Below are 26,214 nucleotides of genomic sequence, written 5' to 3' on the forward strand. Positions count from 1 at the left end.
CTCACCCGTCCGCCGCTAAGCTATCCCCGAAGGAATAACTCCGCTCGACTTGCATGTATTAGGCACGCCGCCAGCGTTCGTCCTGAGCCAGGATCAAACTCTCCATAAAAGACGATTGGTTTCCGTTCGGAGCCAAAGCTTCGAATGGAGCATTCGTCTAGATGAATTCGCTTGTTAGCTCATTCAAAAACTAGCTTGCGAAATGTTAATTTCGCGATTTATGACCTTTTGACAGGTCGCTCATTGTTCAGTTTTCAAGGAACAAATTTGTTTCTTTTTCCAACCAGCCTCTCGGCCGGAATTAGAATATATCATATTTCAAAACCGTTTGGCAAGCTTTATTTTTGGGCTTGTTTCGATTTCGATCACCGTTTCGACGTGTCCGTCTCGGCCGGAATTAGAATATACCACAGACCGTTTTAGAGATGCAAGCTTTTTATCGAAAAATGTTGAATAAAGTCGCGACACGTCTTGGGGTCCCCTTTGTTCTGCTCGATACCCCGGCTTAATCAGGGACAATCAGCTACATCAACACGATTAATAGTAAAGGTAGTCCGCAGCCGAACCATAATGATGATCTCAAAAACATAAAGAACTGGCGCCCGTGGAGTACAGACGCCAGTTCTCGACTCAAGCATGTTTCTTGTGAGTGCCGTTGAAGCCGTATCTGAATGCTGTGCATATCAGCTGATACTTGATGTTATCCCTGATACGCGCTGTTCAATGCGGCCAGATCGAACTTCTTCATTTGCATAAACGCCTTCGTGACGCGGGCCATCTGCTCGGGCGTACCGCTCTTCATCATCTCGTCCATCGCTCTCGGCACGATTTGCCACGATAAGCCGAACTTGTCCTTCAGCCAGCCGCATTGTTCGGCTTCCGGAACCGCGGAGAGCTTCTCCCAATAATGGTCGATTTCCGCTTGCGTATCACAGTAGACCATGAAGGAAATCGCTTCGTTGAACGCGAAACGATGCGGATGCGCGCTGTCCATCGCGGCAAGCCACAACTCCTCGAGCCGGAAATCGGCGAACATGATGCTCCCCGCTTTGTCAGGCTCCACCCCCTGAGGATGTCGCACCACATTCCCTTGCTCGGCGTTCGCGAATACAGAGACGTAATATTGGATCGCTTCTTCGGCTTTGCCGCAATTGTCGCCGACGAACATCAACATTGGCACGATCGGCGGCCGTTCCTCGCCATCCGGCTTCGTCAGCATGAGCTGCCACGTCACGCCGAACTTATCCTGAATCCAGCCGAAGCGTTCGCTGAACGGATACTTATCGAGCGGCATCAGCGCCGTACCTCCGTCGGACAGCTTGTTCCACACCTCGTCGAGCAGGGCAACGGCATTCGGCTCCCGTGACGGATCGAAATTCACGATGAAGGACACCGATGGATTGAGCTTGAATATCGGCCCCGCGCTAATGGCCGCAAACTTCTGCCCCCAAACCTCGAACGCGACGATATCGCTGTCTCCCGACGGCGTCCCGTGGATCGTCGTGACTTTCGTTACTTTGGAATTTGGAAACGCGGACGCATAGAACTCGGCGGCCGCCTTCGCCTCCTTATCGAACCATAGATGCGGAACGATCGTTTGCTGGGTCGTCATTGGAACTCCTCCTTTGTGGTTCTATTACCCGTTATGGACGGGGATGTTGCTTTTAATTTCGCTAAGTTGCGGAAGAAAACCTTCATTTTCACGCATTTGAAGGTACTTTCGACTAGGGCTACCTTCATTGTTATCCCAACCAAATCAGCGTAATCATCCCCATGACAAGCCGAAGCTGTAGTCAGACATAAAAAAAGAGGGGCACGTCGCCCCTCTTTACTATTTCCGTCTCTATAGCCTGTTTACTTTCTTGCTCCGAATTCCTTGGTCGCCGTTGCCAGCATGTCATTCCAGTTGGCGAAATTCGTCTCTCTTGCGACATGCCGATCAAACAGCTCGTCAGGGATGTTCTGCACATCTTCCCGCGTATCCACTTGGAAATTGCCCTTCGTCAGAAACTCCGCGAAGCTGTCCAGTTTGGAATGCTTCTTCATGAATGCTTCGTCAAAGAGCTGCGCGAGCGGCGTATGCTCGGGATCTTCTTGAACGGTTTTCTGTCCTTGCAATTCCTTCAACAGTTCATCAAACGGCATCGGTTTATTCTTTCTCAAACAATCACTCCTAGATTTTAGTGAATTAAAATTCCTTATTGATCAGTCAGCCAGCTTCATAGTGGGACATTAGGCGCTTCGAAGCACGTGAATCCAGCACAAATCGATTATACATCTATCTATGCCTCCGGATGAAGATTCTATTCAACCTTCGCCTTAATCTCCGTCACCCGGCCAGCCGAATCCGCCCGTTTACGATCAATCGTGACGCTTATCGATCTCCACCGTGAACTTCGCGTACAGCTTCTCTTCCGTCCCCGGCCTTGCCGGACATGCCGCCGCACGACCTTCCACTCTCGTATTCTACCACACCAATGCTTGCCTGCACCCGTAAAGAAACGATCCGTTGCAATAAAAAAGCAACCCCGATTAAAAACGGGGCCGCTAAGCTGGGTTTTACATCGATAAGTCCTGTTTTACTTGCTCGAGTAGCGTCCATCCGTTGCACCTATTTCTTCTCATCACGAGCGAAGCCGCAGTTCATAAAAATACTGCACCGCCGGATGCTTTAACTTCATCTTGTCGGCCATGTTCAATAGTCGCTTCTTGCCGACTCGTCTGTCCACCAAAGCCAGAATGTTCAACAAGATATCCTGGCTCTCCAAGCATTCTTCGATCGGCGAGGATAGAAACTTAGTCGCTGCAACGGTAAAATTCGATTTGCTTAACGAGGACTGCGCCGACAAAACCTGCTTGGCGTATTCCGATTTTTTTCTACCGAATGCAATGACCTTTAAACGATCCTCCGGAATGGGTCCCTTGGATTCTTTGCGGACTGCTTCGATATCTTCCTTGCTGACCGGTACTTGGATCGCCGAATCATTCTTGATCTCCAGCTCCGTCTGGTACCATCGGATCTCGCCCGTGGCATCGCTCATATTAAGCACATTCTTCTTATCGACTGCAATATAACAATGTCCTGCTTTATCGGGTAAATACCGGTAGCTGGTCGAGGTGTACTCCACGCTTCCAAGCAGCGCCGGACATAGAAAGCTCTCCAGGCTTTGTTTCAATTTGCTCCAGGCCATATGCTTCTCCTTGCTCGTAATGGATGGCTGCCCACAGGGGCAGTCGTCTATCTATCATACAATAACTCCGCTCGCAGTGCCGCATCCGGCACGTTTTCTCGCTCAATCGATTACCTGCTCCTTATAGACTTTTGTCCGGCCAGCCATTGTTCGTGCGAGGCAAGAATAAAGGAAAAGGCTATCTCAGCAACGGCTCTGACGAGCGTTGGCTGGATAACCCTTTCCGTCGTGCGCGATTAAATCAAATCGGATTTACGAAGCAGCCGCTCCACTATAACCGCGACCTCGGCTCTCGTGATGAACGCTTTCGGCGAGAGCTTCATGCCGCTTCTCCCCGTAACGATGCCGGACTGCACCGTCTCCGCAACGCCGTTTTGCGCCCATGCGGATACGCCCGCCGCATCTACGTAAGGGCGAAGCGCTACGTCTGGCGATTGTTCGGGAAGCTCGGCGCTCAAGCTCGTGATCGTCATCGCTTTGGCGATGATGGCCATGGCCTGCTCGCGCGTGATCTTGTCGTTCGGTCTGAAGGTTCCGTCTTCGAAGCCGCTGATCAGATGATACGCATACGCCGTATGAACGGCGGCGTTGTACCAGGCGGAAGCCTTAACATCCGCGAACGGCGTCGCTTCGTTCTCCAGCTTGAGTCCGAGACCTCGCACGATAATGGCCGCGAATTCCGCTCTCGTGATGTCCCGATCCGGGCTGAAGATGCCGTTGCCCGTCCCTTCGATCACCATCCGCGAGCCCATGTCGTTCACGGCGTCTTGCGCCCAATGGTTCGCTACATCGCTAAATGCAAGAGGATGCCATACGACCGCGTACGTGCTGTTCGTTAAGCTGTTGATTTGCGCGTAATATTTGCCTTCGGCGAGCACGATCTTGGTCGGTACATGCCGTACCGTTCCGTCCGGCTCGACGACGACGCCCGTCGTGATCTTGTTCGGGTCGATGTCGTCCGGCAAAGCCACCATGCGCTCGACATAAACGTGATAGGTCGTGACTTCTACTGTTTTGCCGCCGTAAGTGCCCGTGACCGTGAAGTCGAGCGCAGGTGCGACGACGGAGAAATCGCCCTTCGCCCCCGCGTTCGCGACAATCGTTGCCATCGTCTCCGACGTTTGCGCAACCGAAATTCGTAACTGAATGTCTTCCAGCTTCACGTTGCTGCCGAGCTTGCCGGCTACCTCGTCAATGTTGATTTCCTTAGTCGGCAGCGTGTACGTTCCTTGGGCCGTCTGCAGAACCAGCGTTGCCGACAGATTCTCCATATTCTTGATCATCTGGCCGTTCAGCTCGCCGACGATGACGTTCGACGCGGACTTGACCGGAATGGTGACGACTGCGTTCCTGCCCTCCGCTTCCAACTTCGCCTGCAGCTTGGCCGGATCGACGGCGATCTTCGTCGTCTTGATGCCGCCCGATTCCGTCGTCGTTGCTTTGCCCGCATTTTCAACCTTGCCGTTAACCAGCACTTCGACGGCCTCTTCGCTAGGACCGCTCGATGTTTCGTTTCCTGGCTGAGGTCCCGGCTGCTCGGCGATCACGCTCGCTGCCGCTTGACCAAACTTCACCACTCGACCCTGCGCGTCCACCTCCGCGATGCCGATCTTGTCGCCGTTCGTCGCCGGAATCAGGCGATCGCTCGGCACGCTCATGTAATCGCCAACCGTGTCGCCGACATTCGGTACGTCTACGGTACCGCGGCCGAAGTTGAAGTAGACTAGCCGATGCGCGCCATCAACGGCAGGCGTTACCGTCACCCGGGTTTTGCCATCATTATCCGAGCCGCTCGGATCTCCGGCGGTTACCGTAAGACCGCCAGCCGGCACGGAAACATTCGTCGTGAAGACCAGCGCAGCGGACAGCCCGGCCGGCACGGAGCCGGTGGCTACCGCGCGCACGTGAACCGTGTGCTCGCCTTTTAGCTGCGGCATATTGGTTCCGTCATATCGGACGTAAGCCCCTCCATCGACCGAGAATTCCATTGTCGCGTCCAACCCGACAATCTCGTCGCCGGCATCGTCGGCGCTCACGCTCGGAGCCGCCGGGCGAGCCGACAAGCTTAACGTCTGCGGCGCGCTGTCGTTCGTCGTCGTGCGGTCGCCCTTCTTCACCACGTTCACGGTTGCGCCCAACCAGCTGCCATCGATCGCCACTTTCCCGCTGCCATCGGACGTCACTGCCGTTCCATTAATGGTGTAGGCGCTGTTCGGAGTAAGTCCCGTCAATTGTTCGGCCTGGTAGTCGATCCCCGCCGCCGGCGTCGGTTCCGGCGTCAAACCAAACGCCGCGATCGTTACTTGCTGCGCTTCCGAAGCAAAAGCAGAAGACGTCGCTTTAACGCGCACGTCATACGTATCCGGTGCCAGGTCCGTTAAGCTCGTTCCGGTTACGTCCATCCAACTGCCGGCCGCTCCTTGTTTATACTCCATTGCAGTAGTAACGTTCGTTATCGTACCGTCGTTGCTATTCATGGACGTCTCGTCCGTCTTCCCGGCGCTCGGCGTCGCCGGGCGAGCCGGCAGGATTAGCGTCTGCGCCGTGCTGTCGGCCGTCGACGTGCCGTTGCCCTTCTTCACCACGCTCACGGCTGCGCCCAGCCAGCTGCTGTCGATCGACAGATTCCCGTTGCCGTCAGACGTCACCGCCGTTCCGTTAACGACGTAGGCGCTGTTCGGCGCAAGTCCCGTCAGTTGTTCCGCCGCGTAGTCGATCTCCGCTGCCGGCGCCGTCTCCTGCGGCGCGTTAAACGCCGCGATCGTTAGCGTCTGCGCAATGGATGCAAAGGCCGAAGTCGTCGCTTTGACGCGCACCTCATACGTATCCGGCGACAGATCCGTTAAGATCGTCCCGATTACGTCCGTCCAACTGCCGGTCGTTCCTTGCTTGTACTCCATCGCCGAAGTGACGTTCGTCAACGTCCCGTCGTTGCCATGGATGGACGTCTCGTCCGTCTTCTCTGCGCTCGGCATCGCCGGACGAGCCGGCAGGGTTAACGTCTGCGCCGCGCTATCGGTCGTCGACGTGCCGTTGCCCTTCTTCACCACGTTCGCGGTTACGCCCAGCCAGCTGCCGTCGATCGGCGCTTTCCCGCTGCCGTCGGACGTCACCACCGTTCCGTTAATGATGTAGTCGCTGTTCGGCGTAAGTCCCGTCAGTTGTTCCGCCGCGTAGTCAATCTCGGCCGCCGGCGTCGTTTCCGGAGACCCATTAAACGCCGTAATCGTTAGCGTCTGCGCAACGGATGCGAAGGCCGAGGACGTTGCTTTGACTCGAACGTCATACGTATCCGGCGGCAAACCCGTTACGCTCGTTCCGGTTACTTCCGTCCAACTGCTGGCCGTTCCCTTCTTGTACTCCATCGCCGATGTGACGTTCGTTAACGTCCCGTCGTTGCCGTTGATGAACGTCTCGTCCGTCTTCCCTGCGCTCGGCGTCGCCGGGCGAGCCGGCACGGTTAACGTCTGCGCCGCGCTGTCGGTCGTCGACGTGCCGTTGCCCTTCTTCACCACGTTTATGTTTGCGCCCAGCCAGCTGCCGTCGATCGGCGCTTTCCCGCTGCCGTCGGACGTTACCGCCGTTCCGTTAATGACGTAGTCGCTGTCCGGCGTAAGTCCCGTCAGTTGCTCTGCCGCGTAATCGATCTCCGCCGCCGGCGTCGGTTCCGCGATCAGCGCCGCCGTAACCGTAATCGTGGCCGTTCCCATCTTGCCGGTATTCACCGTTGACGTTGCCGTGATCGTATAATCGCCCAGTGCAGCGTTCGCTGCGACGGTCACTTTACCCGAGCCGTTCACCGCCACCTTGCTAGCATCGCTGCTTGTCCAAGTGACCGTCGTCGCCGCTCCGCCTACCGCATCGACCGTTGCCGTAAGCTGCTTGCTCTCGCCTTGGGCTAAGCTGTAGCTGCCCGGAGTAACGGTTACGCTGTTGATCGCCGGCGGCACAGTGACCGTAATCGTCGCGGTTCCTTTTTTGCTGCTATTCACCGTCGAGGTCGCCGTAATCGTATAGTCGCCCAATGCCGCGTCCGCTGCTACGGTCACTTTCCCCGAGCTGTTCACCGCCACTTTGTTGGACACGTCGCTGCTTGTCCACGTGACGGTCGTCGCCGCTCCTCCCACCGCGTCTACCAAAGCCGCGAGCTGCTTGCTTGCGCCCTGCGCTACGCTGGAGGTGCCGGGGGTGACGGTAACGCCGTTGACTGCAGGGGCTGCGACGACGGTAACCGCCGTCGTCCCTTTCTTGCTGCTATCGACCGCGGAGGTCGCCGTGATCGTATAGACGCCCGGGGCGGCGTCCGCGGCAACCGTCACGTTGCCCGTGTTGTCCACCGTCACTTTGTTGGCAACGTCGCTGCTCGTCCAATTGACCGTCTTGTCCGTTCCTTCCACGGCGTCTACGATCGCAGTGAATTGCTTGCTTCCGCCTTGCGTGATGTTAGCTCGAATCGGGCTGACCTGCACGCCGTTGACGGTCGGCGGCACGACGGTAATCGTCGCCGTTCCGAATTTGGCGCCGTTGAACGAGGACGTCGCCTTGATCGTATAATTGCCCGGCGTTGCGTCCGCCGCAACGGTTACGTTGCCCGTGCCGCTCACCGCGACTTTGTTGCTCGCATCGCTGCTTGTCCATGTAACCGATGGATCCGCCGTTCCCGATGTATCTACCGTAGCGAGAAGCTGCTTGCTTCCGCCTTGCGCTAAGGTAACGGGGTTCGGGGTCACGGTAATGCTATTAACGGCCGGGGCCGGCAAGAAGGCTGCCCGCACTTGATCGACCGTACTTGTCCTCTCTTGCCATGCAACGAATATGGCACCGTTCAGGGAGGTTATGGAAGGGTAGAAAGCCGCTTGCGCCGTATTCACGATAAAACCGTTCAAGCCGGCCTCGGCGCTCGTCCAAGCCGATCCGTCATACTTCTTCGCGCGAATTTTGAAGACGGCGGTAGAACCGACGAAGCCGGTATTTTCCGCCCACACCGCATAGACTTCATGATTGACGGCTGCTAATTTCGCTTGATAAAAGGCTCGGTAAGCGGGATTTACGTTCAATCCGAACTTTCCGTTGCCATCGATGCTTGTCCAGACGTTACCGTCGTATTTCTTCACCCGGATTTGGTCGTCCGTCGTCGAATCGACCGGTTCGTTCCAAGCGACGTACAAGGCGCCGTCGACCACGGTTACCGATGGATAATACGCGCTTTTATCGGTCTTCATGTTCAATCCGGTCGCGCCGTCTCCGTCGATCGCCGTCCAGCTCGTGCCATCGTACTTCTTCGCCCTGAGCTGGTTTACGCCGCCCTGTGATTCCGACCATACGACGACCAGATTATTCCCTAGTACGGTAATAGCGGGACTCGCCCCTCCCGTTGCCGCCGTATCTAATCCGTTCGCGCCCGGGTCGACGGTCGTCCATTCCGTGCCGTCGTACTTCCTCACGCGAACTTTGCCCGCCTCGGACCACGTCGCATACAAAGCGCCGTTGTATTCCGCCAAAGCAGGGAAGGTGGCATCCTTCGTAGCATCGATATTAATCGAGGTCGAGCTTCCTTCCGCGCTTGCCCAGCTCGAACCGCCGTTGTATTTCTTGATCCTGATCTGACCTTGGGAAGAGGTGACCGCTTCGGCCCATGCGACATACAACGCGCCGTTGAATACGGCCATTGCCGGTCTCGTTCCCGACTTGCCCGCGTTCATGTTGATGCCGTTCGCGCCGTTGCCGTCGACGCTAGCCCATCCTGTGCCGTTATATTTCTTGACCCTGATCTGGCTGGCGTATACGCCAGGAACGACCGTCTCCTGCCAGGCGAGATAAACTTCGCCGTTCCACTCGGCCATGACGGGATACTCCGCTCGATTGGCCGAAGATACGTTAAGGCCGTAAGGGCCGCCGCCGTCGATCATCGACCACCCCGACGCTGCCGAGGCCTTGCCGCCCCCGATTGTAAGCAACGGTACCCAAAGGATAACGGCGAGCAATAGACAAACCGTTCTTCTAAATCTATCTTTCTTCTTGTTCATGCTTTGATTATCTTCCGGGATCAACGCGCATCGTCCTCTCTTGATCGTCTATCTTCCTCAAGTCCCACATATCGCCCAGCATAATGGAATCGACCTTAAAAAAACCTTAAAAATCGACAAATTTCTCCATAAAAAAACAGGTCCCATCGTCATCGATGAGAACCTGCCGCGTAATTCCGCCATCCGCTATACCGGCTAAGCGGGAACATATAAGGTGACCTTCGTGCCGAGTCCCGGTTCGCTTTCCAGTTGCAGCGAGCTGCCGTATTCGTATTTCAGCCGCTTGTCGATATTCCGCAAACCGACGCCCCCCGATTCCTCCGCGTCGCCCCGTTCAAGCAAACCCTTTAATCTGTCCGGAGCAATTCCAACGCCGTCGTCGGCCACGACGAACCGCCACTGCCCGTCCGACTCTTCCGCCGTCATCGTCACCGTGCCGCCTTCAAGACGGTTCCCGATGCCGTGACGGATGGCGTTCTCCACGAGCGGTTGCAGCAGAAGCGGCGGCATGCGCAACAGATACGCCGTCTCCGGAATTCGATATTCGAAGCGAATGCGATCTTTGAATCGGGCCCGCTCGATCTCCACATACGTTCGAATAAGGCTGAATTCTTCCTCGAACCCGATGCGCCCCTCCGCGTTGCTGAATCGGAAGCTTCCCCGCAAGTAGTCGGCGAGATCCGCGATCATTTTCCGCGCGCGGTCCACGTCCATATAGCTGGACGCCACGATGCTATTCAGCACGTTATACAGAAAATGAGGTTTGATCTGCGATTGCAGAAACGCCACTTCCATGCGGACCGCCCGTCCGAGCGACTCCTTCATCGCGAGCAGGTTGCCGATTCTTGCTTTCAGCTCCTCCAGATCGAAAGGCTTCGGCAAGTAATCGTTGGCTCCCGCTTGGAAAGCGGCCACCTTGTCCTGCGGTTGAATGGCCGCCGTCACCATGAGGACAGGCATCTCAAGCAGCAAGTAACGTTTGCGAATTTCTTGGCATACTTCGTAACCCGACATGCCCGGCATCATCAGATCGAGAATGACGAGGTCGATTCTGCCTGACTTATCGATCTGCTCCAGCGCCTCATACCCGTTCTTGACCGCGATCACGCGATAGTCGGGCGCTTGAAGCGCGTCCATTAATACTTTCAGGTTCACGAATTGATCGTCCACGATCAGAATCGTATGCTTGCCGTCCAGCTTCGAATGGAAAGGGGTAGCGAAAGAATATTCGGTCTCCCTATGCATGACCTGGGGACTTGCATAGGACAAGGGCGAAGTTGTCTTCGACCGCTGATCAGCGATGGGAAGCGTGAACGTAAAAGTCGAGCCGACTCCGGGCTGGGAAGCAGCCGTTAGCGTTCCCTGCTGCAGTTCGACCAGCTGCTTCGCGATCGCCAGCCCTAGCCCGAAGCCTCGATGCCGCTCCCCCTCCAACGATTTGAACGGTTCGAAAATAAAGGGGAGATCTTGGGACTCGATGCCTTTCCCCGTGTCTTGCACGGCGATTTCGATATTTCCCGCATGCTCTCTCCCCGTAATGACGATCCTGCCGTTCTCCGTATGTTTGATCGCGTTGTCGAGCAAATTCCCGATCACCTGGCTGAGGCGGATCTCGTCGGCCATTGCGGGAAGCAGATCCGGAGGCACATGGTTCGCGAGCTGGATGTTATTTTCCGTGCACAGATACGAGTAGAAGCGAACTTGCACCTCCGCGACCGAACGAACGTCGATCGGCGCCGGGACGATGCTCAATTCGCCCTGCTTCAGCTTGGACAGGTCCAAGATATCGTACACGAGCTGCGATAGCTTCCTCGTAATGTCGGTCATGAGCTGCAGCTTTTCCCGTTGTTCGGCGGTTGGCGGCTGCACGGCATCGTCCAGCATCGAGCGGGATATATTCATCACGCCATGAAGCGGCGTCTTGAATTCATGCGACGTTCGGGCCAGAAAATCATCCTTCAGCTTATCCGCTTGCAGCAATTGCCCGGACAGCTCTTCGATTTTGCGGAATGCGTTCGAGAACCGGAGCGACATCAAGAGCGCGAGCATGAGCAATACGAGAAAAGGTTCGGCCGGCGGGAGCGAATAGATCGGCACGCCGAAATAAACGTTCATATTCTGGTTCAGCACCAGCACGTTCAAAGCCATGGCCGCCACGGCCAAATACCCGCTTCCCGACACTCTATGAAGCGCCGTATAGACGAATACGTACGTGGCGTACAGCAGCGAAATCGTCACATATAACGACGTTACTTGACGAAACGGCACGGTGGTTAGCTGGGGAGCGAAGCCGATATGCAGTCCGGCGAGAATCGCCCCCGCGGCCAGTCCGCCTCGCGTAAGCCATTTTGAGCAGTAAGGTCGAAAGGCCGTATAGACGTAGAGAAAAAATCCGATGCCCACGCCGACCGTCAACACCATTTGAATGCGAAAATAAAGCTGGAATGGAAATGAGCCGACCACGTCGAACAACACTCTTTCCCCGCTGACGCTCGTGAATGCGGCGATACACACGCAGACGATGCCGAGCACCGCGAGGGAAAAGTCGTTACGGCGCTGGGAGAATAATCCGATGAAATAGAGCCCCATGATCAGGAACGCGGTCAACGCGACCCAATCATGCGCCGTCGCCCGGTCGCGAAGCCCGGAGATTTGATCGGCCTTGCCCAAGAGGAGCGATTCCCCGATCCCGCTGCCGACGCGAAATTCATAGTTGGCCACCTGAACGAGAATGTCATTCCATCCCGGCCGCAGCGTGAAGTAGCTGACATATGGCTTGTTAAGCGCTTCGTACTGCCGTTTCTCGGCCGGATTCCCGCTTGATCCGACGATATGGCCGTTCACGATAAGCCGATTGGAGATCGGGATCGCCGCCGTCTTCACTCCATACACCGCGCTTGCGTCGTCGATCCGTACCCGCAAGCGATAGGTCGCCATCCCGAACGTTTTCATCTGATTGGACCAATATCCGGGAACTTGAATGGATACGGGTTGTAGTCCCCCCGCGACCGAAGAGGAGAGGAGCAGTCGATCCGGATAAAGCTCCCACTGCCCGTCCAGCCGAACGGCCCCGTCCTTCGCGAAATTCCAGGCCGACAAGTCCAAGGCTCCGTTCGCCGCCGCGGGCATGGGCTTCTTATAGAAAGTGGAGTAGGTCAACAACATCCCGTACGTTGCAATGAGCAAGGCCAGCGTGATCAATGCCGCCGCGACTTGTTTCCTCATCGGGCCTGCCGCTCCGTCTTCTCTCTCGTTTGTTGGAATAACCGCAATGTCTCTTCCTCCAACTCCGTTCCCAATTGCACGCTCACCGCTTGTTCCAATTGCAGGCAGACGCGATGCGCCTCATTGCGATTGCCCATCTCCAGATGCAGCTTAATCAACTCGCGGCCGTCGATCTCGGAATCGGGGGCAAGCGATAATATTTGTTGCAGGCTGTCCACGGCAAGCCCATGATTGCCTTGTCTTTGAAAAGACGCGTAACCTATGCGGAGCGCGCGCACGTACGAGGCTTTGATCTCTAATTGTCTGGCGACGGCCCAACCGAAATCGCAGGCTTCCATATATTCGCCTGTGTACATGTGGTTCATAATGCCGTAGGATCGTTCATCCCAGTGCTCATCGGCCAGAAAATTGCTCAGCGACTGCTCGAATTCGTTGGCATCGACCGTCAAGCCGTCCAATACGGCAATGAAGCCTTGATCCGCTTTGCGGATTTGAATCGGAATTCGATGCTCCGCCAGGCTTTTCCTTAAATAAGACAGGCAGGTGTACAAATACGTCTTCGCCTTGTTCAGATCGTATCCCGGCCATAGGGCTTCAATGATCGAGGCGGTATTCACGGATTTCCCCGCTTGATGGATCAGATACGCGCAAAGCTCCTTCTCCTTCTTCGTTCTCCACGCGACCGGTTTGTTCGCGCCTCCCGGCCATTCGATATGGAAGCCGCCCAGACAATGGACACTCGGGGCTGGAATGACGGCCTGGCGCGCCTGAACGACGGCTTCGGCGGTCAAGGCTTGTTGTTGAATGCGCTCGACCGTACTCTGCATGCGATCTAACGTAAACGGCTTCAGCAGGTAATCCGTCGTTTGAATTTCGAACGCCTCGACCGCGTATTCCGTATGGGCCGTCGTGAATACGATCGGCATGCGCGGGAACAGGCTTCGGATTCTTCTGGCGGCTTCCGTCCCCTTCATGCACGGCATCTGGATATCCAGAAACACGGCATCTACTTGCGGCGTTTCTCTTAACGCTTCAATCGCTTGAATCGGATTAATCGACCTGCCGACGACTTCAACATTGCCGATGCGGCCAAGCAAAATTTCCAACAAATCCAGCGCGTCTTCTTCATCGTCAACGAGCATTACGCGAATCATCTCTAGTCTCCTTGTTTGAAATCATTACCATTATACATTTAGATGCGTCTATTATTAATCTTTTTTACGAGTAGTGAGCAGCACTCCACATGCGCGCAGTATGCGGAAAGCGTCGCTTTGCGGCGGCATTCTTTGGCAAGCTTCATCGCAAGCGCGAGTTTAAAGTTTTCTTTATGTTTCGTAGATGGACGAATCTACCATGCTAGTATTGACGAGGAAAATAGATTACCCGATATCACACTTCAAGGGGGACTAACGATGAGGAAGAAATTTGTCGGATTATTGATGGCGGTGCTGCTATGCTTTCCTTTTTCCATTAGTTTGGCAGCGGGCGCGACGAAGACTTCAGCCGACTTTACGGATTTGAAGGATCTGGATGCCGCAACGAAAGCCAAATTCGACGCCATGATTGGCGCTGGCATTTTCAATGGCGTCAGCGATACGACGTTTGGGTTGAAAGATGAGATGAACCGTGCCCAGTTCGCGAAGGTTGCGGCATTGATCGTGAATCTTGATGTCGATAAAGATCTGAAGACGTCCAGTTTCAGCGACGTCAAAGCGGATGATGCCGCCAACGGCTATGCGCTGCCCTACATTGAAGCACTCAAATCTGCTGGCATTACGGATGGTACTGGCGAAGGTACGTACAATCCCGCCGGCAAAGTAACCAAAGAGCAGCTGGCCACGTTCTTGGTCCGAACGTTAGGCAAGGACGCGGAAGCAAAAGCGTTGAGCGGCAACGATCGTACGGTATCCGACTGGGCGCAGGGGTATGTGGCTCTGGCGTTGGATCTGAAAATATTGGATAATGGTCCGATCGGAAACTTCGGCGGTCAAGCCAACGCAACGCGCGATCTGCTTCTTACGGGCGCATACGAAGCCAAGTCGCAATACGAAGATCAGGTAGCGGAGCAGAAGAAAGCGGAAGAAGAGAAAAAACAGGAAGAAGAAAAGAAAAGGCTGGAAGAAGAGAAAAAGAAAGAAGAAGAAAAGAAAAAGCTGGAAGAGCAGAATTGGTATCCGCCTTCGCCGCCCGTTCAGGCTATCGTCGAGACGCCTATGGCACTTCCCGCAGGCGGCGTTGTCGTATCGGATACGCAGGTTACGCTCAGCGCAACGGGCGGCGCAACGATCTACTATACGACGGATGGTAGCACGCCGACGAGGACGAATGGCCTTGTATACAGCGGTCCGATCGTAGTGAATCGAGCAATGACGATCAACGCGCTAGCGGTACACGATGGCATGAGAGACAGCGGCATCCTGTCCGCGTCGTACACCATTACCGTGCCGAAATCGGCACTGGAATTGATTAATGAAGCGTCTGCTTCGACCGACTCGGAGAGGTGGAATCTTATTAATGAGACAACATTTTCCGCTGCGGGCGTCACGAATGTCACATCGGATAATCTAACCTACGTCCAATATTATTTGGAAATCAGCGCAACGCCGCTTCCAAGAACGACGGCTCAAATTCAAGCAATCGTCGATGAGGTTCGTGCCGGACTCGCGTTGACAGAGATCAGCAATTACATTATGGATCCTGAACATGCGGCTAAGCCTGACGCAACGACATTTGCCGTGGCAGGAGTAACGGGCGTAACCGCTGACAACTTAGACCAAATCTTGAGCGCCATCGGAGATGCCTATGTGAATCGATTTCAGTATAACCCGCCGTTCTCTTTAACTAGCAGAACCGCTCTCCAACAAGTCGTTGAAGATTGGATAGCGCTGTAACAATGGACTTATGAAAAATAGCGGCGTAAGGGAGATCCTCCCTACGCCGCTTTTTAATGGCTTCTGGCAACCAGCATATATCCTTCCCTGCGAATCGTCACGATTCTCTCGGGATTGGCAGGGTCCACCTCGATTTTCTTGCGTAAATTGCTGATGTGCACGGCGACCGTTCTCGTATCCTCCAGACTCTCCATTCCCCAGACGAGCTGGAACAAAGCATCGACGCTGACGACGCGATTCGCGTTTTGCGCCATATAGGACAGCAGACTGAACTCTTTTTTCGATAGGAAGACGGTTGCGCTGCCCAGGTTGACGGACTGCGCATAGAAGTCCAGCGTTAACCCCGGTAACTCCAGCAATTGCTCCCTTCTGCCCGTCGACACTCTGCGAAGATGAGCCTTGATCTTGGCCATGAGCACGCCCGGACTGAACGGCTTGGTCACATAATCGTCGCCGCCATAGGATAAGGCGCTGATCTTCACCTCGTCTTCCTCGCGGCTGCTCAGAAACACGATTGGCGCATTCGTGTAGGTCCGTGCGGTCACGCACCAATCAATGCCGTTTTCTTTCGCCAGCAGGATATCCAATACGATCAAATCCGGCTCGAAAGACGCAAGCAGCTTCATCGCTTCCGTTCCGCTATGGCTGTAGGAGGAGATGAACCCCTCCTTCTCGCAATACACCTGTACAATTTCGCATATATGGGGATCATCGTCGACGATCATTATTTTGTGCGCATCCGCCACGCCGTCACCTTCCTTCATTGGCAAGACAAGGAAGCGATACATGGAATACCGACCCCGTCGTGCCGTCGCTCTCCGCTCGCACCGTCCCTCCGTGCGCTTGCACGATTTCCCTGCAAATCGCCAGCCCGAGCCCGCTGCCCTCTACCCCCGACTCCGCGCCAGGTCGATCATACTTGTAATTACGATCGAAGATTTGCTCGAGCTGATCCGGAGGAATACCCGAGCCGGTATCTTGCACGCTAATGATCGCATGGCGGGTACCATTCACCTCGTCCACGGCTATCGCAATCGTCACCAGCCCTCCCCCGGAGGTAAACTTCATCGCGTTCGACACGAGATTAAACAACGCTTGCTCCAATCTTTGCGCATCCATCTCGACAACAAGCAAGTCAGGACGCTGATCTTCCGCATCTCCGATATCCAACCTAAAATCCAACCCTGCATCGCGTACGACCAGCTCATATTGTTCAAAAAAACCACGCAAGAAGCGAATCACGGGAACCGGCTCCATCCGGTACGAGACTTGTCCCGTCTCCAAATGCGACAAGAAGGACAATTCCTCGATCATACGGTTAATTCTTATCGTATTATCCTGAATATACTTCAGGTACTGTTCGTTACGTTCCGGCTTGACCCCGTCCTGCACGGCTTCTACATAACCAAGCATGCTCGCCAGCGGCATTCGCAGATCATGCGTAATATAGGCAAGGAGCTTCTTCCTCCCTTGCTCGGAGTGAAGCAACCGGTCATACGAAGTCCGGAGATCTTCGTGAGCTTCGGATAAGGCCTGCGTGCGTTCCTGCACGGTCCGTTCCAAATTCATATTCATTTCGGTCAGCTTATCGTTGGCGTCCTGCAGTTCGCGTGCAATCCGTTCTTCGTTCGTCGCCACCCTCGTAAATCGTGAAGAAAGCAGCATCATCTGCGCGATCGTAAATACCAACAGACCAAGCGGAGAGGTATTTCCGATCGTCGACCATTCGTTGTAATACAGAAAATCATTGATAACCGTAACTAGCACAACCACCGAAACCAAGAGGAAGAGCAACGCCCCTTCTTTACGCCGCACGGCCGCTTGGACCAGCCCGACCATCAGATACACCATGTGCAGAAGGACGATTGCGCCGATCGGCAGCAACATTTTCGTATAAATGAGCGCCGGGGTCGCCACAACGACCAGACAGAGTGCGCCGGTTACGATCCGGGTGCCACGTCGAAACCATAGCGATACATAATCCGGGAACATGCAATCAAAATACATGCTGATGATATAACCGCTGAGGCAAAGAATCAGATACTCGATCTTGAACTGCAATTCCCACGGAAAACGAGGAAACAATTGCGTCATCATGTGCTCACCGACCAGCAAGGAGCGGATACCGAACATCACGGTGAACAGACCGAAATACAACGGCGCCCTGTCCTTGCGTCGCTGCACGAACAACAGCAGATTATACGCGCCAATCACCAACAGACTTGCGGTTATGAATATCTCCGAGGCAATGCTCAGATTGTTCCTGACGGTTAACGCGTCACTGCCGCCGAGCTCAATATCCTTGGTGATGCCGCCACGCTTATGATGGAAGTTCGCTACCTGCATAACCAGCTCTACCGTGTCGCTCTTAGGCTGGAAGAACACCAGCTTCGTCGCCAGACGCGGCGTCACGTCACTCTTGTCCTCACCAACCACGCCGACTTCGGTCAGCAGATCCCCATTCACCCAACATTTATACGCATGAAAAATCGTAGGCATCCGCAGAGCAAGCCTCTCATTCCTATCCTGCGCGCTAAGATGGATGACCAGCCGAAATGTTGCAAAGCCTGTACCGTCCAGTTGCCGACCATCTAACCGATAGCCTAACCAGGAGCTCGGGATGCTGATCCAGTGGTCATTCGTGCCTCCCATTGCAGAACGATTCCGTATGTCCTCAGGCGACAACAGCTCGTGCCAATAAAATGCCCATTCCCCTTGTAACTTTATCGGATTCTCGCTTACTTGAACCTGCGTTAAATCCAGAACGCCTTGTTCGCTTCGGAGCTTAGGGGAGTCCGGCGCAGAGATGACGGCATAGCTTGCCACCAAACCAATAAGAACGGCAGCGGCTATTTGGAGCAAGATCGTGCGAGAACCGAGTTGAAGAATCCCCCTCATGGTGAACAAACCCCAATCTACAAGAGCGTCATAAACAAGTTGATTATCCAAATCATAGCATCATTAAAGGAAAATGTACCCTGCAAATGTCTGAGGGGCGTTGAACAGAAGCATGACGATAAGGGCATCTTTTGTGAAAACAAGAAGAACCGTCCGGGGCTGGACGGTTCATTGACTTGGAAACAGAAGTTTTAAACAAGAAGGAGGGAACGGATAACGAAGCCGACTCACCGTTGCAGATTACACTTCCGTTATGCGCATTCGAATTAATTTGGTTAACACCTAACTCCTGCAATCTTTACTTGTAAACCGAAATAAGAGCCACTCTCGAACACAGATCCCAAAGAGATCCACATCTTACCAATACGCACTAATACTCTTTAATTAAGCTCACAAGATACTCTAAGGTCTCTTCATCCAACTGCAATGACTGGCTTATTTTCTCAGGCTGTTCTCTATCAGCTTTACCATAAGTGTCAATTTGCAAATACTTCTTTCCATCTTCACTAAAAGTGATATAAGTTCCCTTCACAGGCTTATGAATTCCTACCTTTGTCTTTATCGTTTTTCTAAGATTACTTTTTGAAAGTAGAGCCACATTGCATTCCTCCAAAACATCCTTAAAATAACATTACTTTATAAACCATGCTGCTCTATTCTTAGTGGCTTTGCTTCCTTTAGAACTTAATGCAAAGCCATACCCCAGCTTAGTTAGTTCCTTAATAATTTTGTTACACTCTGGGGAATCAACAACCCACAGACAGCCGCCACTTGATCTCTTATCTACGAATTCAAGTGATGCTTCTTCCAAGAGAGCAATTAATTCTGAGATACCACTAAAAGTATCAGCAGTATAACTTGAATTTGTTTCTGCTGCTATCAATTCTTTACCAGCCGTTGTTTGATACATACTTTGTGTAAGAGATCTCACTTCTACGGCATATTTATCCTTAAATTCATTCCAACATGCTTCTTTTTTACACCACTGACTAATATTTGTTCCTTGAGAAGATGGATTTGATATAAAATTCCATGTTATATTTGCCGTCTTCCGAATCATCTCATCCATTATTGGGCTAATCTTCTGATTATCCCATACATCCATAAGAGAGAAATACTTCTCAGTAGCATGTGAAATCATAGCAACTGTATAAGCAACAACATTCGCCTTGTACCCAGGAAGCTCCATTTTCTTGACAATATCATCAACAGCTGTAAAGAATATCGCTTTTGCGATTGCCAATTTAAAGAAATCAGTATCAATTTGCTGCTTCCTCTTAGCCAAAAGTTGCATGAAATCAGTAAAGTTAGCTTCATTCCCCTTCGACACGGTATGAGGAGCCTGATCCCATGCCATGTAATATTTGGCTAGCTGCGTTTTTGATAGAACCTGCTGTTTTGGGTGCTGCAACTTAAATTTCTCTTTAGCTGATCGGGTCCCTTGTCGATTTAAATCTACAGCATACTGCCCGCGTGCGCGTTCATAATACCACTTTTTATCAGATTTCACTCCACCAGGTGCAGGTGCCCATATACTTCTGGATAACTGTTCGAGTTGAATATGCAGCGAGTCGTTTGCACCTAAATCCGAGAAAGAGATTTTATTTTGTGTATTCGCATATTTAGAGATGCGGGCAATGAGTGTGTCTACACTTTGCTCTTCATTTGTTTTCAGCAAAGTAAGCTTCGCCTGAATATGCACACCGCTAATGTCTATACCAGATTGCCATGCGTGATGTAAGGAAGCTGTTGTTTGGCCACCATTTACAATCTGCCAACCAGTCATTGATTGTACACGATAAAGATTGGAATCATTGTTAGTTCGCTCTAGGACAGCATCTTCTGCCGTTGTTGAAATTCCATTGTTGTAAGCTATAAACCGCTCCTTCTCTTTTTCAAGTGTTTCTTTGATTCCTCTATTAACCGAGCCTTTTGTCTGAAGAAATGATCTAACGTTACGTTCGATTAATCTTTGACCGAATTTCTCATATGTTTTTGCTAGAATAATTCCGGGTATATATCCAATGTAAACTTCAAACTCGCAATCCTTACCCTCGCTACTAGGTACTTTCATTAATTCGAAAGTTTCGCCGAAATCACTACCAAAGTTAAGATAGAAGGATTCCGTATCCTGCATCTCATTAATGAGTTGATAAAGCCGCTCAATATCCCACACTTGAACGTTGACTTCATCAACCTTATCAATAGTCACTCTCACAGCGTCATTTGATTTATATACACAATTTGAGAGCATTATTATTTCCAAATGCTTTATCTGATTTGCAAAGGTCTCTATTACATGGGCTAAATCATACGCTTCAGCACTAGACTCATCAATAAAAGATTTGAGTTTTCCAGCTGCACACTGCTCATAGAACTTAACAGCCTTCTTAACAGCACGTTCTACATCTGCTCGGCTAATAGACCGGACCTTATCATAGGGCATCTCATGCACGGCAACAAACAGGTGTAACTTACCAGCTTCCTCGTCGAACGTATACGCATTGACTTTAATACCCTGTCCAGATTTTTGCCAGAAGCTTGGATGGACATTCTCAACCACGCCGTTTTCCTCTAGGTGAATACACATTTTTTCTACAAACACAGCCTCAGCGTTACCATTATAACTGTTTAACTCATCTAGTATCTGCTGAAAGAAATCTTGCGCAAATTCTTGGAGATCCATCGTTTACAACTCCTGAACCATATCAATAATTTTCTTATCCTGGATAATGTTATTGTGAAGCCCATCTAGAATAATATCATAACGAACATTTGTTATGCCTTTTGGCAGTTTACCCGTAGAAATTCTCGGGAAATTGTCATCGACAGTATAATTCTTTTTCTCAAGAACTCTATACTTTTCTGCCTGATAACTCTCGGATTGATTATCAAGATACCCTGCTTGGAACAGCGCATCTTGATATACTTTCAAGTAAGACGGCCAGGTGCTTAATAATAGTATGACCTCTTCAATGATATGAGATAAAGACTCTCCATTATTTTTAGAAGGTTTGAGTGAAAGCACACAAAGAATCAAGTTATCTACTTCATCACCTGTCAGCTGCTCCTCACTGGAAATTGTCACCTTTAATGGATTGTAAGAGAGTGTAGTCTTTACTTCAATTCCTAATCCATCAAAACGGAAATCGACGTGCTCTTTATACGGCCCGCGCCAATACGTAACAATTCCAGGATTTACCCCTTGCTGCAGCAGCCCTCTTAACACATAGACCTCCCCAAATAATCCACGGCGTTGTTCCGGAGACAATCCGTCAACTCCAATATTACTGAAGAAGTCACTCCACCTTTGAAATGTTCTATGCAGGGATTCAAAAATCTCTTGTGACTTACTCAGCCATAAATCTTCTAAGAGATTGGTAATAAATGCTTCGAAAGTAGCGTTATCATTATTTAATTGAGTCAAGGTAACACAATTTTGATTCAATAGAGGTCCTATTTTGTCAAAATAGACTTTATCAACTTTGGTGCCCCTACATACAGGAAGGTACTTCAAATTAACATTACCATGCTGCTGCAATATAGGGATGATAAGAAGTCGTCTTTCTTCGTCTGGCTCTATGGCTAGAAAGAATATTTCCTTAAGTTCATTGCGCAACTCTCGGACAATCATTTTATTATCTGCTGTATAACTAGATCTATTCACAGTCATATCGCAATCTAAATCTGATAATAGAGCCCTTATTTCGTACATTTAATTACTCTCCACCATGAATAGATTTGTTTACAATCATACTACGTTGGTGACGGGATACCTTGCTCTTCGGGAAAGAAATTGCAAAACCAATGGCCATTTCTTTATCAGTAAGAGCAAGATCACGTTTTGCTTTTCCCATAATTGTATCTTCAACCTTATCGTCAGCAATTGGGTAGAGAAGAAGAAGGCCATTCTTTGCACTCCTCAATCCTCTAATTTTTGCTTGGAGGTTGGCTTTGTGTTTGCGCTCTTTTGTCTCTTCGCCTGCTTGCTTAATTAACTCCAGCTCTTTGCGCTGATCATCATTAAAGTCTAAAAACTCATGACCCTCAGATGTCAAAATACGTATACTAATTGATTGTGAGTTTATCGAGTAAAAATCAACCTCGCCTTTACGTCTTACACCGGTATTTATTGATAAATTAGCTATCTTCCTATCACCATCACCAGCATTAATAAGAATCACTGTCCAATTAATCAATTCATTATCTTGATTACATTTAGTAATGTAATCTTTGATACTACTCGTATCCACTCTAGTAAGGTTGGACGGGGTTTGATATTCCTCAAGGAATTTCAAAATATGAGCTGACTTTACATCATGCCAATAATAATGCTCATTGGTTGTTGAACTTTGAAATTGGTTGTGGGTCCCAATCTCCTCAATTAATTTTTCAGCTGCTGTAAAATTCTTACCAAAAAACGCTTTATTATTATCGAATACTGTTGTCTGAATCAAACTTGAACTATAGGAGACACCAACCTCACGTGCGGACCTCATTTTATCAGGGCTAGTAACTTGAAGATCCGGATGAGCACCTATCTCTAAAACGTACTCTTCTGGTGAATATCCGTACTCAGACATCTCTTCCAATTGTCCGCGCAGCTCTTCCGTTGCGATCGCAATGTGATAAAACCAGTTAGCGAGCTCTTCCGTTGTATAGATGCGGCATAAATCAAAGTAACCTTCTCGGTAACCAAACCATCTGCCCATCTGCATTAAGGTATCATAAACTTTACTAGTCCGCAGATAGTAGCTTACCGTAAGCCCGTCTAATGTCAGGCCGCGAGATAACTTATCGCCACCAACAGCAAGTACATAAAGTCCTTCCTTATGTTCTTCATAATCTAGTGCGTCACTACTTTTTCCATTAATCTCTTTTACCTTCAATTTATCAAGCACATGTACGATCTCTTCTCTCACTTGGGTCCATGTAAACATATCACCACTATCATTTCGAGCAACAGATGTAACTACAAAATCATTATTATATAGATCCATCATTGCCTCACTATGACTCGTTGCAGCTCCACCGTACCGAACTGCATCTTTTATACTCGTCATATAATCCTTAATTTTATAATAGACTTTTTTTTGAACGTCAGTAAATCTAGTAACGTGTACTAGCATAGAACTATGTTTATTTGCTTGGCCTCGTAATCTTCTAATTGCCGTCGCAATCAAAAAAGCATAAATACTTTTACTTAGGTCTGCTGGCAAAGGACCTGGAATATAATCCTTCTTATGATTCTCAGGAATAAATTCCTTCTCTTGAACAATTTGTCGCACTAAACTCCCTTGTTGATTGTCGGCATCATCATTCAAAGAGAAGTATTCAGCCGGCCCTGCATAGTTATTAGGCTTAGGAAGTGCAACAATAAAATCACGTGGAAACAAATCCTGACCATGAGTAGCTGAAGTAGAATCACGATCAATAAGCATATTTGCAAATGGAGTTGCCGTATAGCCTATATATGCCCTTTGATCAAAAGTATTAAAGATTTTACGAATAAGCCCATTAATTGTTGATGGGTCAAATTCAGGATTAATCTTGTCATCATCATCATAAATTTCTGAAGTGTTAACAGTCGCTTGATCCGCCTCATCATCGATAATGAGGAGCGGTAGTTCCGGGACAACTTTATGATCCATACCTTCTCTAACCACAGCATAGTGACTCTTTTTCTGAAGATAATTTAATAGGTTAGTTAATACCGTCTTATTCTTTTTGACAACCAGCAGAATAGGAGGCTTAAACATAGTAGTTGCTTTCTGAATCGTAAAGTCACCGTTATTATCCGAGTTTGTCAATGAAATTATAGGGTCCTGGAATTGGTAACCTTCCATAAGCCCTACTCCAACCCTATAATCACTCGTTTGCTTTGTTTTCATGGAGTAGCCAATAACTTCTTCGTCAAGTCGAACTTGAGTTTGACTTCTAAGGTTATTATGCAACCCTCCCAACACGATTACGACTTTATAACCAACATCAAACGCTTTATTAATAACAGCAGTGAAATTGGCAGTTTTACCAGACTGAACATACCCCATAACAAGGCCTTTCCGCTCGAATTGCTCACCTTGTTTACGTGGATTATCCAACAGACCAAGAATCTCATCTGAAGTTGAATCTAATGAATCAATAGTCGATTCAGACCACTTTTTCTTTGTTCTTAGGTAGAATTTATAGCGATTCCACTGTCTCCAGTTTGTTTCATTTTTCACTTCATCATCGAGCCAAGGCTGGTGGCCATTCTTACCACGTAAAATAGCTGGTATTGAAACTGTCGTATTAAAACTTGTTCTCAAGTCTTCTACCAAGCGGTCTTTCATTTCAGTAGAAAGACCCATCATTGTTTGAAACTGGCCTACGACAGATTCAATGACTTGATCCTGCTCTTCTTTTGCATCTGCTAGTTTAGGTTTTAATATAGGTAAAATGGCTTGCTTAAGATCCTCAAATTCTAAAACACTCACTATATTTCCTCCTTTATACTTGCTTCTAATAACTCTTCTGAATATTTAGCAAAAGAAGGCATTGCCTTTAGTGAATTTACAATATCTTTTAAAGACACTTTCATTTGTTTGTATATCTTAACAATATTACGCATCTGAATTTTGTCAGATTCTTCAATCGCGAGAAGAGCAGAGGTATCACCTTGAGGTGCATATACCAGAGTGTTGATTGGGCAGAACTCTTGAAGAAGCTGCAGGTAGCTATCCAACTGCTCTACAACTTCTCCATCGATCTTTTCCCTTATACTTTGTAAAAGCGGATTCTCTTTATATATCATAAAAAAAGATCTTTGATTTCTTGTTGACTGATTCCAAAGCAAGTCAATATCAGTACGCCTCTTTGACCCACTGCTCTGCTTCTGTGGAACACCTCTATGGTAGTACACTTTCTGCGACAATTCTCTTGCCTTTTCTGCCCAGCGTTTTAAAGTATCAATTGATTCCTGAGGAGGCCTTGCCACCGATTTCTTAACATCGATTTGCCAGTCAAAATCAGAATCTTCCTCAATATCAACCCTTATTCGACCTAACTTTGTGGCTTCTTCCTTGGGAAATAAGGAAAACCAGCTGCTTACCGTTAATAGACGTTTATTTCGATAGATATAAAACCCTTGCTGGTCGTACCAACCATATGGCCCACCTGCATCTTTATGCTGATCTTTGGTCATCTTACTATGATGAGGAAGGATAAAACCTTCAATGGTTATTAACTTTCCATCAATATACATTTGTTCCTTACTCATTTCATAAGTATGCTGCAACTTTGTGCAGAAGGGATCCCACGGCAACAATTCATTATTATTAAGAGTCATTCGTACACGGCCATTCCCTTCAAGAAACCGATGGAAAACCATTTGCAGATGTCTCTCTAAAAAGTTTATTTGCCTAAAGAACTTTTTCTCCTTATTAGTCGTAAATGGTGCCAGAACGACTCGATCTAACTTTTCTATTAGCACTATAGTCCCGGAGGAATTTTCAATACTTCCTAAATATTCCAGAGAATCAGAATACGCTTGTTTTCTTAATTGCCACTCATTATTTTGTTGAACAAATTCTAAATCCCAACAACGAATGTGTACATCACGTTCTCTTTTAGTCATAACTGTGAGTCGTTGTCCTAATGAAAAAGAAGCTGTCTTTAAACCCATTCCAAATCGACCTAGCTCTTTTGCTCCACGTTTATCAAGTGGGTTTTTGGATCCAAGTCTCATGGCATTGGTTAACTCTTCTACGGTCATCCCTTTACCATCATCCTCAATTCTAATATGACTTCGATCTTCTGCCCATTGCATCTTTATGGATATGTGCGTTGCCTTTGCGTCCAAACTATTATCGATAATGTCAGCTATCGCTGTTTCAAGAGAATAACCGATAGCACGTAATGATTGAATCACTGGTGAAGCATCCGGGGTTACAATTTCATGAAGTTCATTTGAACTATCGTGAGCCATTCAACATTCCATCCTCT

The 26,214-nt window shown here is 49.9% G+C and carries 14 protein-coding genes and 1 rRNA gene; 1 reads left to right on the plus strand and 14 read right to left on the minus strand.

What is annotated here, in order from left to right; all coding sequences use genetic code 11:
- The 7 genes from AC0YNU_RS23730 to AC0YNU_RS23760 all read right to left on the minus strand — a co-directional run.
- Window positions 1-109: ribosomal RNA gene (locus tag AC0YNU_RS23730) — 16S ribosomal RNA — on the minus strand; the annotation flags it as partial.
- Between the two features lie 591 nt (window positions 110-700).
- A complete protein-coding gene (locus tag AC0YNU_RS23735; RefSeq protein ID WP_475761166.1) occupies window positions 701-1,612 on the minus strand; it encodes a VOC family protein in 912 nt (303 codons plus the stop codon).
- Between the two features lie 242 nt (window positions 1,613-1,854).
- A complete protein-coding gene (locus tag AC0YNU_RS23740; RefSeq protein WP_475761287.1) occupies window positions 1,855-2,145 on the minus strand; it encodes a hypothetical protein in 291 nt (96 codons plus the stop codon).
- 479 nt (window positions 2,146-2,624) lie between these two features.
- A complete protein-coding gene (locus tag AC0YNU_RS23745; RefSeq protein ID WP_475761167.1) occupies window positions 2,625-3,191 on the minus strand; it encodes an SF0329 family protein in 567 nt (188 codons plus the stop codon).
- A 236-nt stretch (window positions 3,192-3,427) separates the two neighbouring features.
- Window positions 3,428-9,217: an S-layer homology domain-containing protein gene (locus AC0YNU_RS23750; protein ID WP_475761168.1), complete on the minus strand. Its 5,790-nt coding sequence runs from the start codon at window positions 9,215-9,217 to the stop codon at window positions 3,428-3,430.
- Window positions 9,218-9,412: 195 nt separating this feature from the next.
- Entirely contained in the window at window positions 9,413-12,442 is a 3,030-nt protein-coding gene (locus tag AC0YNU_RS23755; RefSeq protein ID WP_475761169.1) for an ATP-binding protein, read from the minus strand.
- The gene (locus AC0YNU_RS23760; protein ID WP_475761170.1) at window positions 12,439-13,596 is read right to left on the minus strand and encodes a response regulator; all 1,158 of its coding nucleotides are present in this window, start codon (window positions 13,594-13,596) and stop codon (window positions 12,439-12,441) included. Before AC0YNU_RS23760 ends, AC0YNU_RS23755 begins: the two co-directional genes overlap by 4 nt.
- Before the next feature lie 258 nt (window positions 13,597-13,854).
- Here AC0YNU_RS23760 and AC0YNU_RS23765 point away from each other — a divergent pair, with 258 nt between their 5' ends.
- Window positions 13,855-15,333 (plus strand): chitobiase/beta-hexosaminidase C-terminal domain-containing protein, encoded by a 1,479-nt coding sequence (locus tag AC0YNU_RS23765; RefSeq protein ID WP_475761171.1) that lies wholly within the window; start codon window positions 13,855-13,857, stop codon window positions 15,331-15,333.
- A 53-nt stretch (window positions 15,334-15,386) separates the two neighbouring features.
- Here AC0YNU_RS23765 and AC0YNU_RS23770 read toward each other — a convergent pair whose 3' ends face one another.
- The 7 genes from AC0YNU_RS23770 to AC0YNU_RS23800 form a co-directional block, all read right to left on the minus strand.
- On the minus strand, window positions 15,387-16,121 hold the full coding sequence (locus AC0YNU_RS23770) for a response regulator transcription factor (protein ID WP_475761172.1): 735 nt from the start codon (window positions 16,119-16,121) through the stop codon (window positions 15,387-15,389).
- Window positions 16,084-17,832, minus strand: coding sequence for a sensor histidine kinase (locus AC0YNU_RS23775; RefSeq protein WP_475761173.1), 1,749 nt, complete (start codon window positions 17,830-17,832; stop codon window positions 16,084-16,086). Before AC0YNU_RS23775 ends, AC0YNU_RS23770 begins: the two co-directional genes overlap by 38 nt.
- A 769-nt stretch (window positions 17,833-18,601) precedes the next feature.
- Complete coding sequence (locus AC0YNU_RS23780) at window positions 18,602-18,829, minus strand: hypothetical protein (protein WP_475761174.1); 228 nt, start codon at window positions 18,827-18,829, stop codon at window positions 18,602-18,604.
- A gap of 33 nt (window positions 18,830-18,862) precedes the next feature.
- On the minus strand, window positions 18,863-20,917 hold the full coding sequence (locus AC0YNU_RS23785) for an AIPR family protein (RefSeq protein ID WP_475761175.1): 2,055 nt from the start codon (window positions 20,915-20,917) through the stop codon (window positions 18,863-18,865).
- 3 nt (window positions 20,918-20,920) lie between these two features.
- Window positions 20,921-21,946, minus strand: coding sequence for a PD-(D/E)XK motif protein (locus tag AC0YNU_RS23790; RefSeq protein WP_475761176.1), 1,026 nt, complete (start codon window positions 21,944-21,946; stop codon window positions 20,921-20,923).
- Window positions 21,947-21,950: 4 nt separating this feature from the next.
- Entirely contained in the window at window positions 21,951-24,707 is a 2,757-nt protein-coding gene (locus tag AC0YNU_RS23795) for a Z1 domain-containing protein (protein ID WP_475761177.1), read from the minus strand.
- A complete protein-coding gene (locus tag AC0YNU_RS23800) occupies window positions 24,707-26,197 on the minus strand; it encodes an ATP-binding protein (RefSeq protein ID WP_475761178.1) in 1,491 nt (496 codons plus the stop codon). The genes AC0YNU_RS23795 and AC0YNU_RS23800 overlap by 1 nt, the downstream gene beginning before the upstream one ends.
- Window positions 26,198-26,214 lie beyond the last annotated feature (17 nt).

The organism is Paenibacillus sp. J31P316, from assembly GCF_056269105.1.

What these genes read in the sequence shown, in the direction of transcription:
- AC0YNU_RS23735 (WP_475761166.1), bottom strand. Translation starts at nt 1,612, where the DNA reads ATGACGACCCAGCAAACGATCGTTCCGCATCTATGGTTCGATAAGGAG.
- AC0YNU_RS23740 (WP_475761287.1), bottom strand. Translation starts at nt 2,145, where the DNA reads ATGCCGTTTGATGAACTGTTGAAGGAATTGCAAGGACAGAAAACCGTT.
- AC0YNU_RS23745 (WP_475761167.1), bottom strand. Translation starts at nt 3,191, where the DNA reads ATGGCCTGGAGCAAATTGAAACAAAGCCTGGAGAGCTTTCTATGTCCG.
- AC0YNU_RS23750 (WP_475761168.1), bottom strand. Translation starts at nt 9,217, where the DNA reads ATGAACAAGAAGAAAGATAGATTTAGAAGAACGGTTTGTCTATTGCTC.
- AC0YNU_RS23755 (WP_475761169.1), bottom strand. Translation starts at nt 12,442, where the DNA reads ATGAGGAAACAAGTCGCGGCGGCATTGATCACGCTGGCCTTGCTCATT.
- AC0YNU_RS23760 (WP_475761170.1), bottom strand. Translation starts at nt 13,596, where the DNA reads ATGATTCGCGTAATGCTCGTTGACGATGAAGAAGACGCGCTGGATTTG.
- AC0YNU_RS23765 (WP_475761171.1), top strand. Translation starts at nt 13,855, where the DNA reads ATGAGGAAGAAATTTGTCGGATTATTGATGGCGGTGCTGCTATGCTTT.
- AC0YNU_RS23770 (WP_475761172.1), bottom strand. Translation starts at nt 16,121, where the DNA reads ATGTATCGCTTCCTTGTCTTGCCAATGAAGGAAGGTGACGGCGTGGCG.
- AC0YNU_RS23775 (WP_475761173.1), bottom strand. Translation starts at nt 17,832, where the DNA reads ATGCCTACGATTTTTCATGCGTATAAATGTTGGGTGAATGGGGATCTG.
- AC0YNU_RS23785 (WP_475761175.1), bottom strand. Translation starts at nt 20,917, where the DNA reads ATGGATCTCCAAGAATTTGCGCAAGATTTCTTTCAGCAGATACTAGAT.
- AC0YNU_RS23790 (WP_475761176.1), bottom strand. Translation starts at nt 21,946, where the DNA reads ATGTACGAAATAAGGGCTCTATTATCAGATTTAGATTGCGATATGACT.
- AC0YNU_RS23800 (WP_475761178.1), bottom strand. Translation starts at nt 26,197, where the DNA reads ATGGCTCACGATAGTTCAAATGAACTTCATGAAATTGTAACCCCGGAT.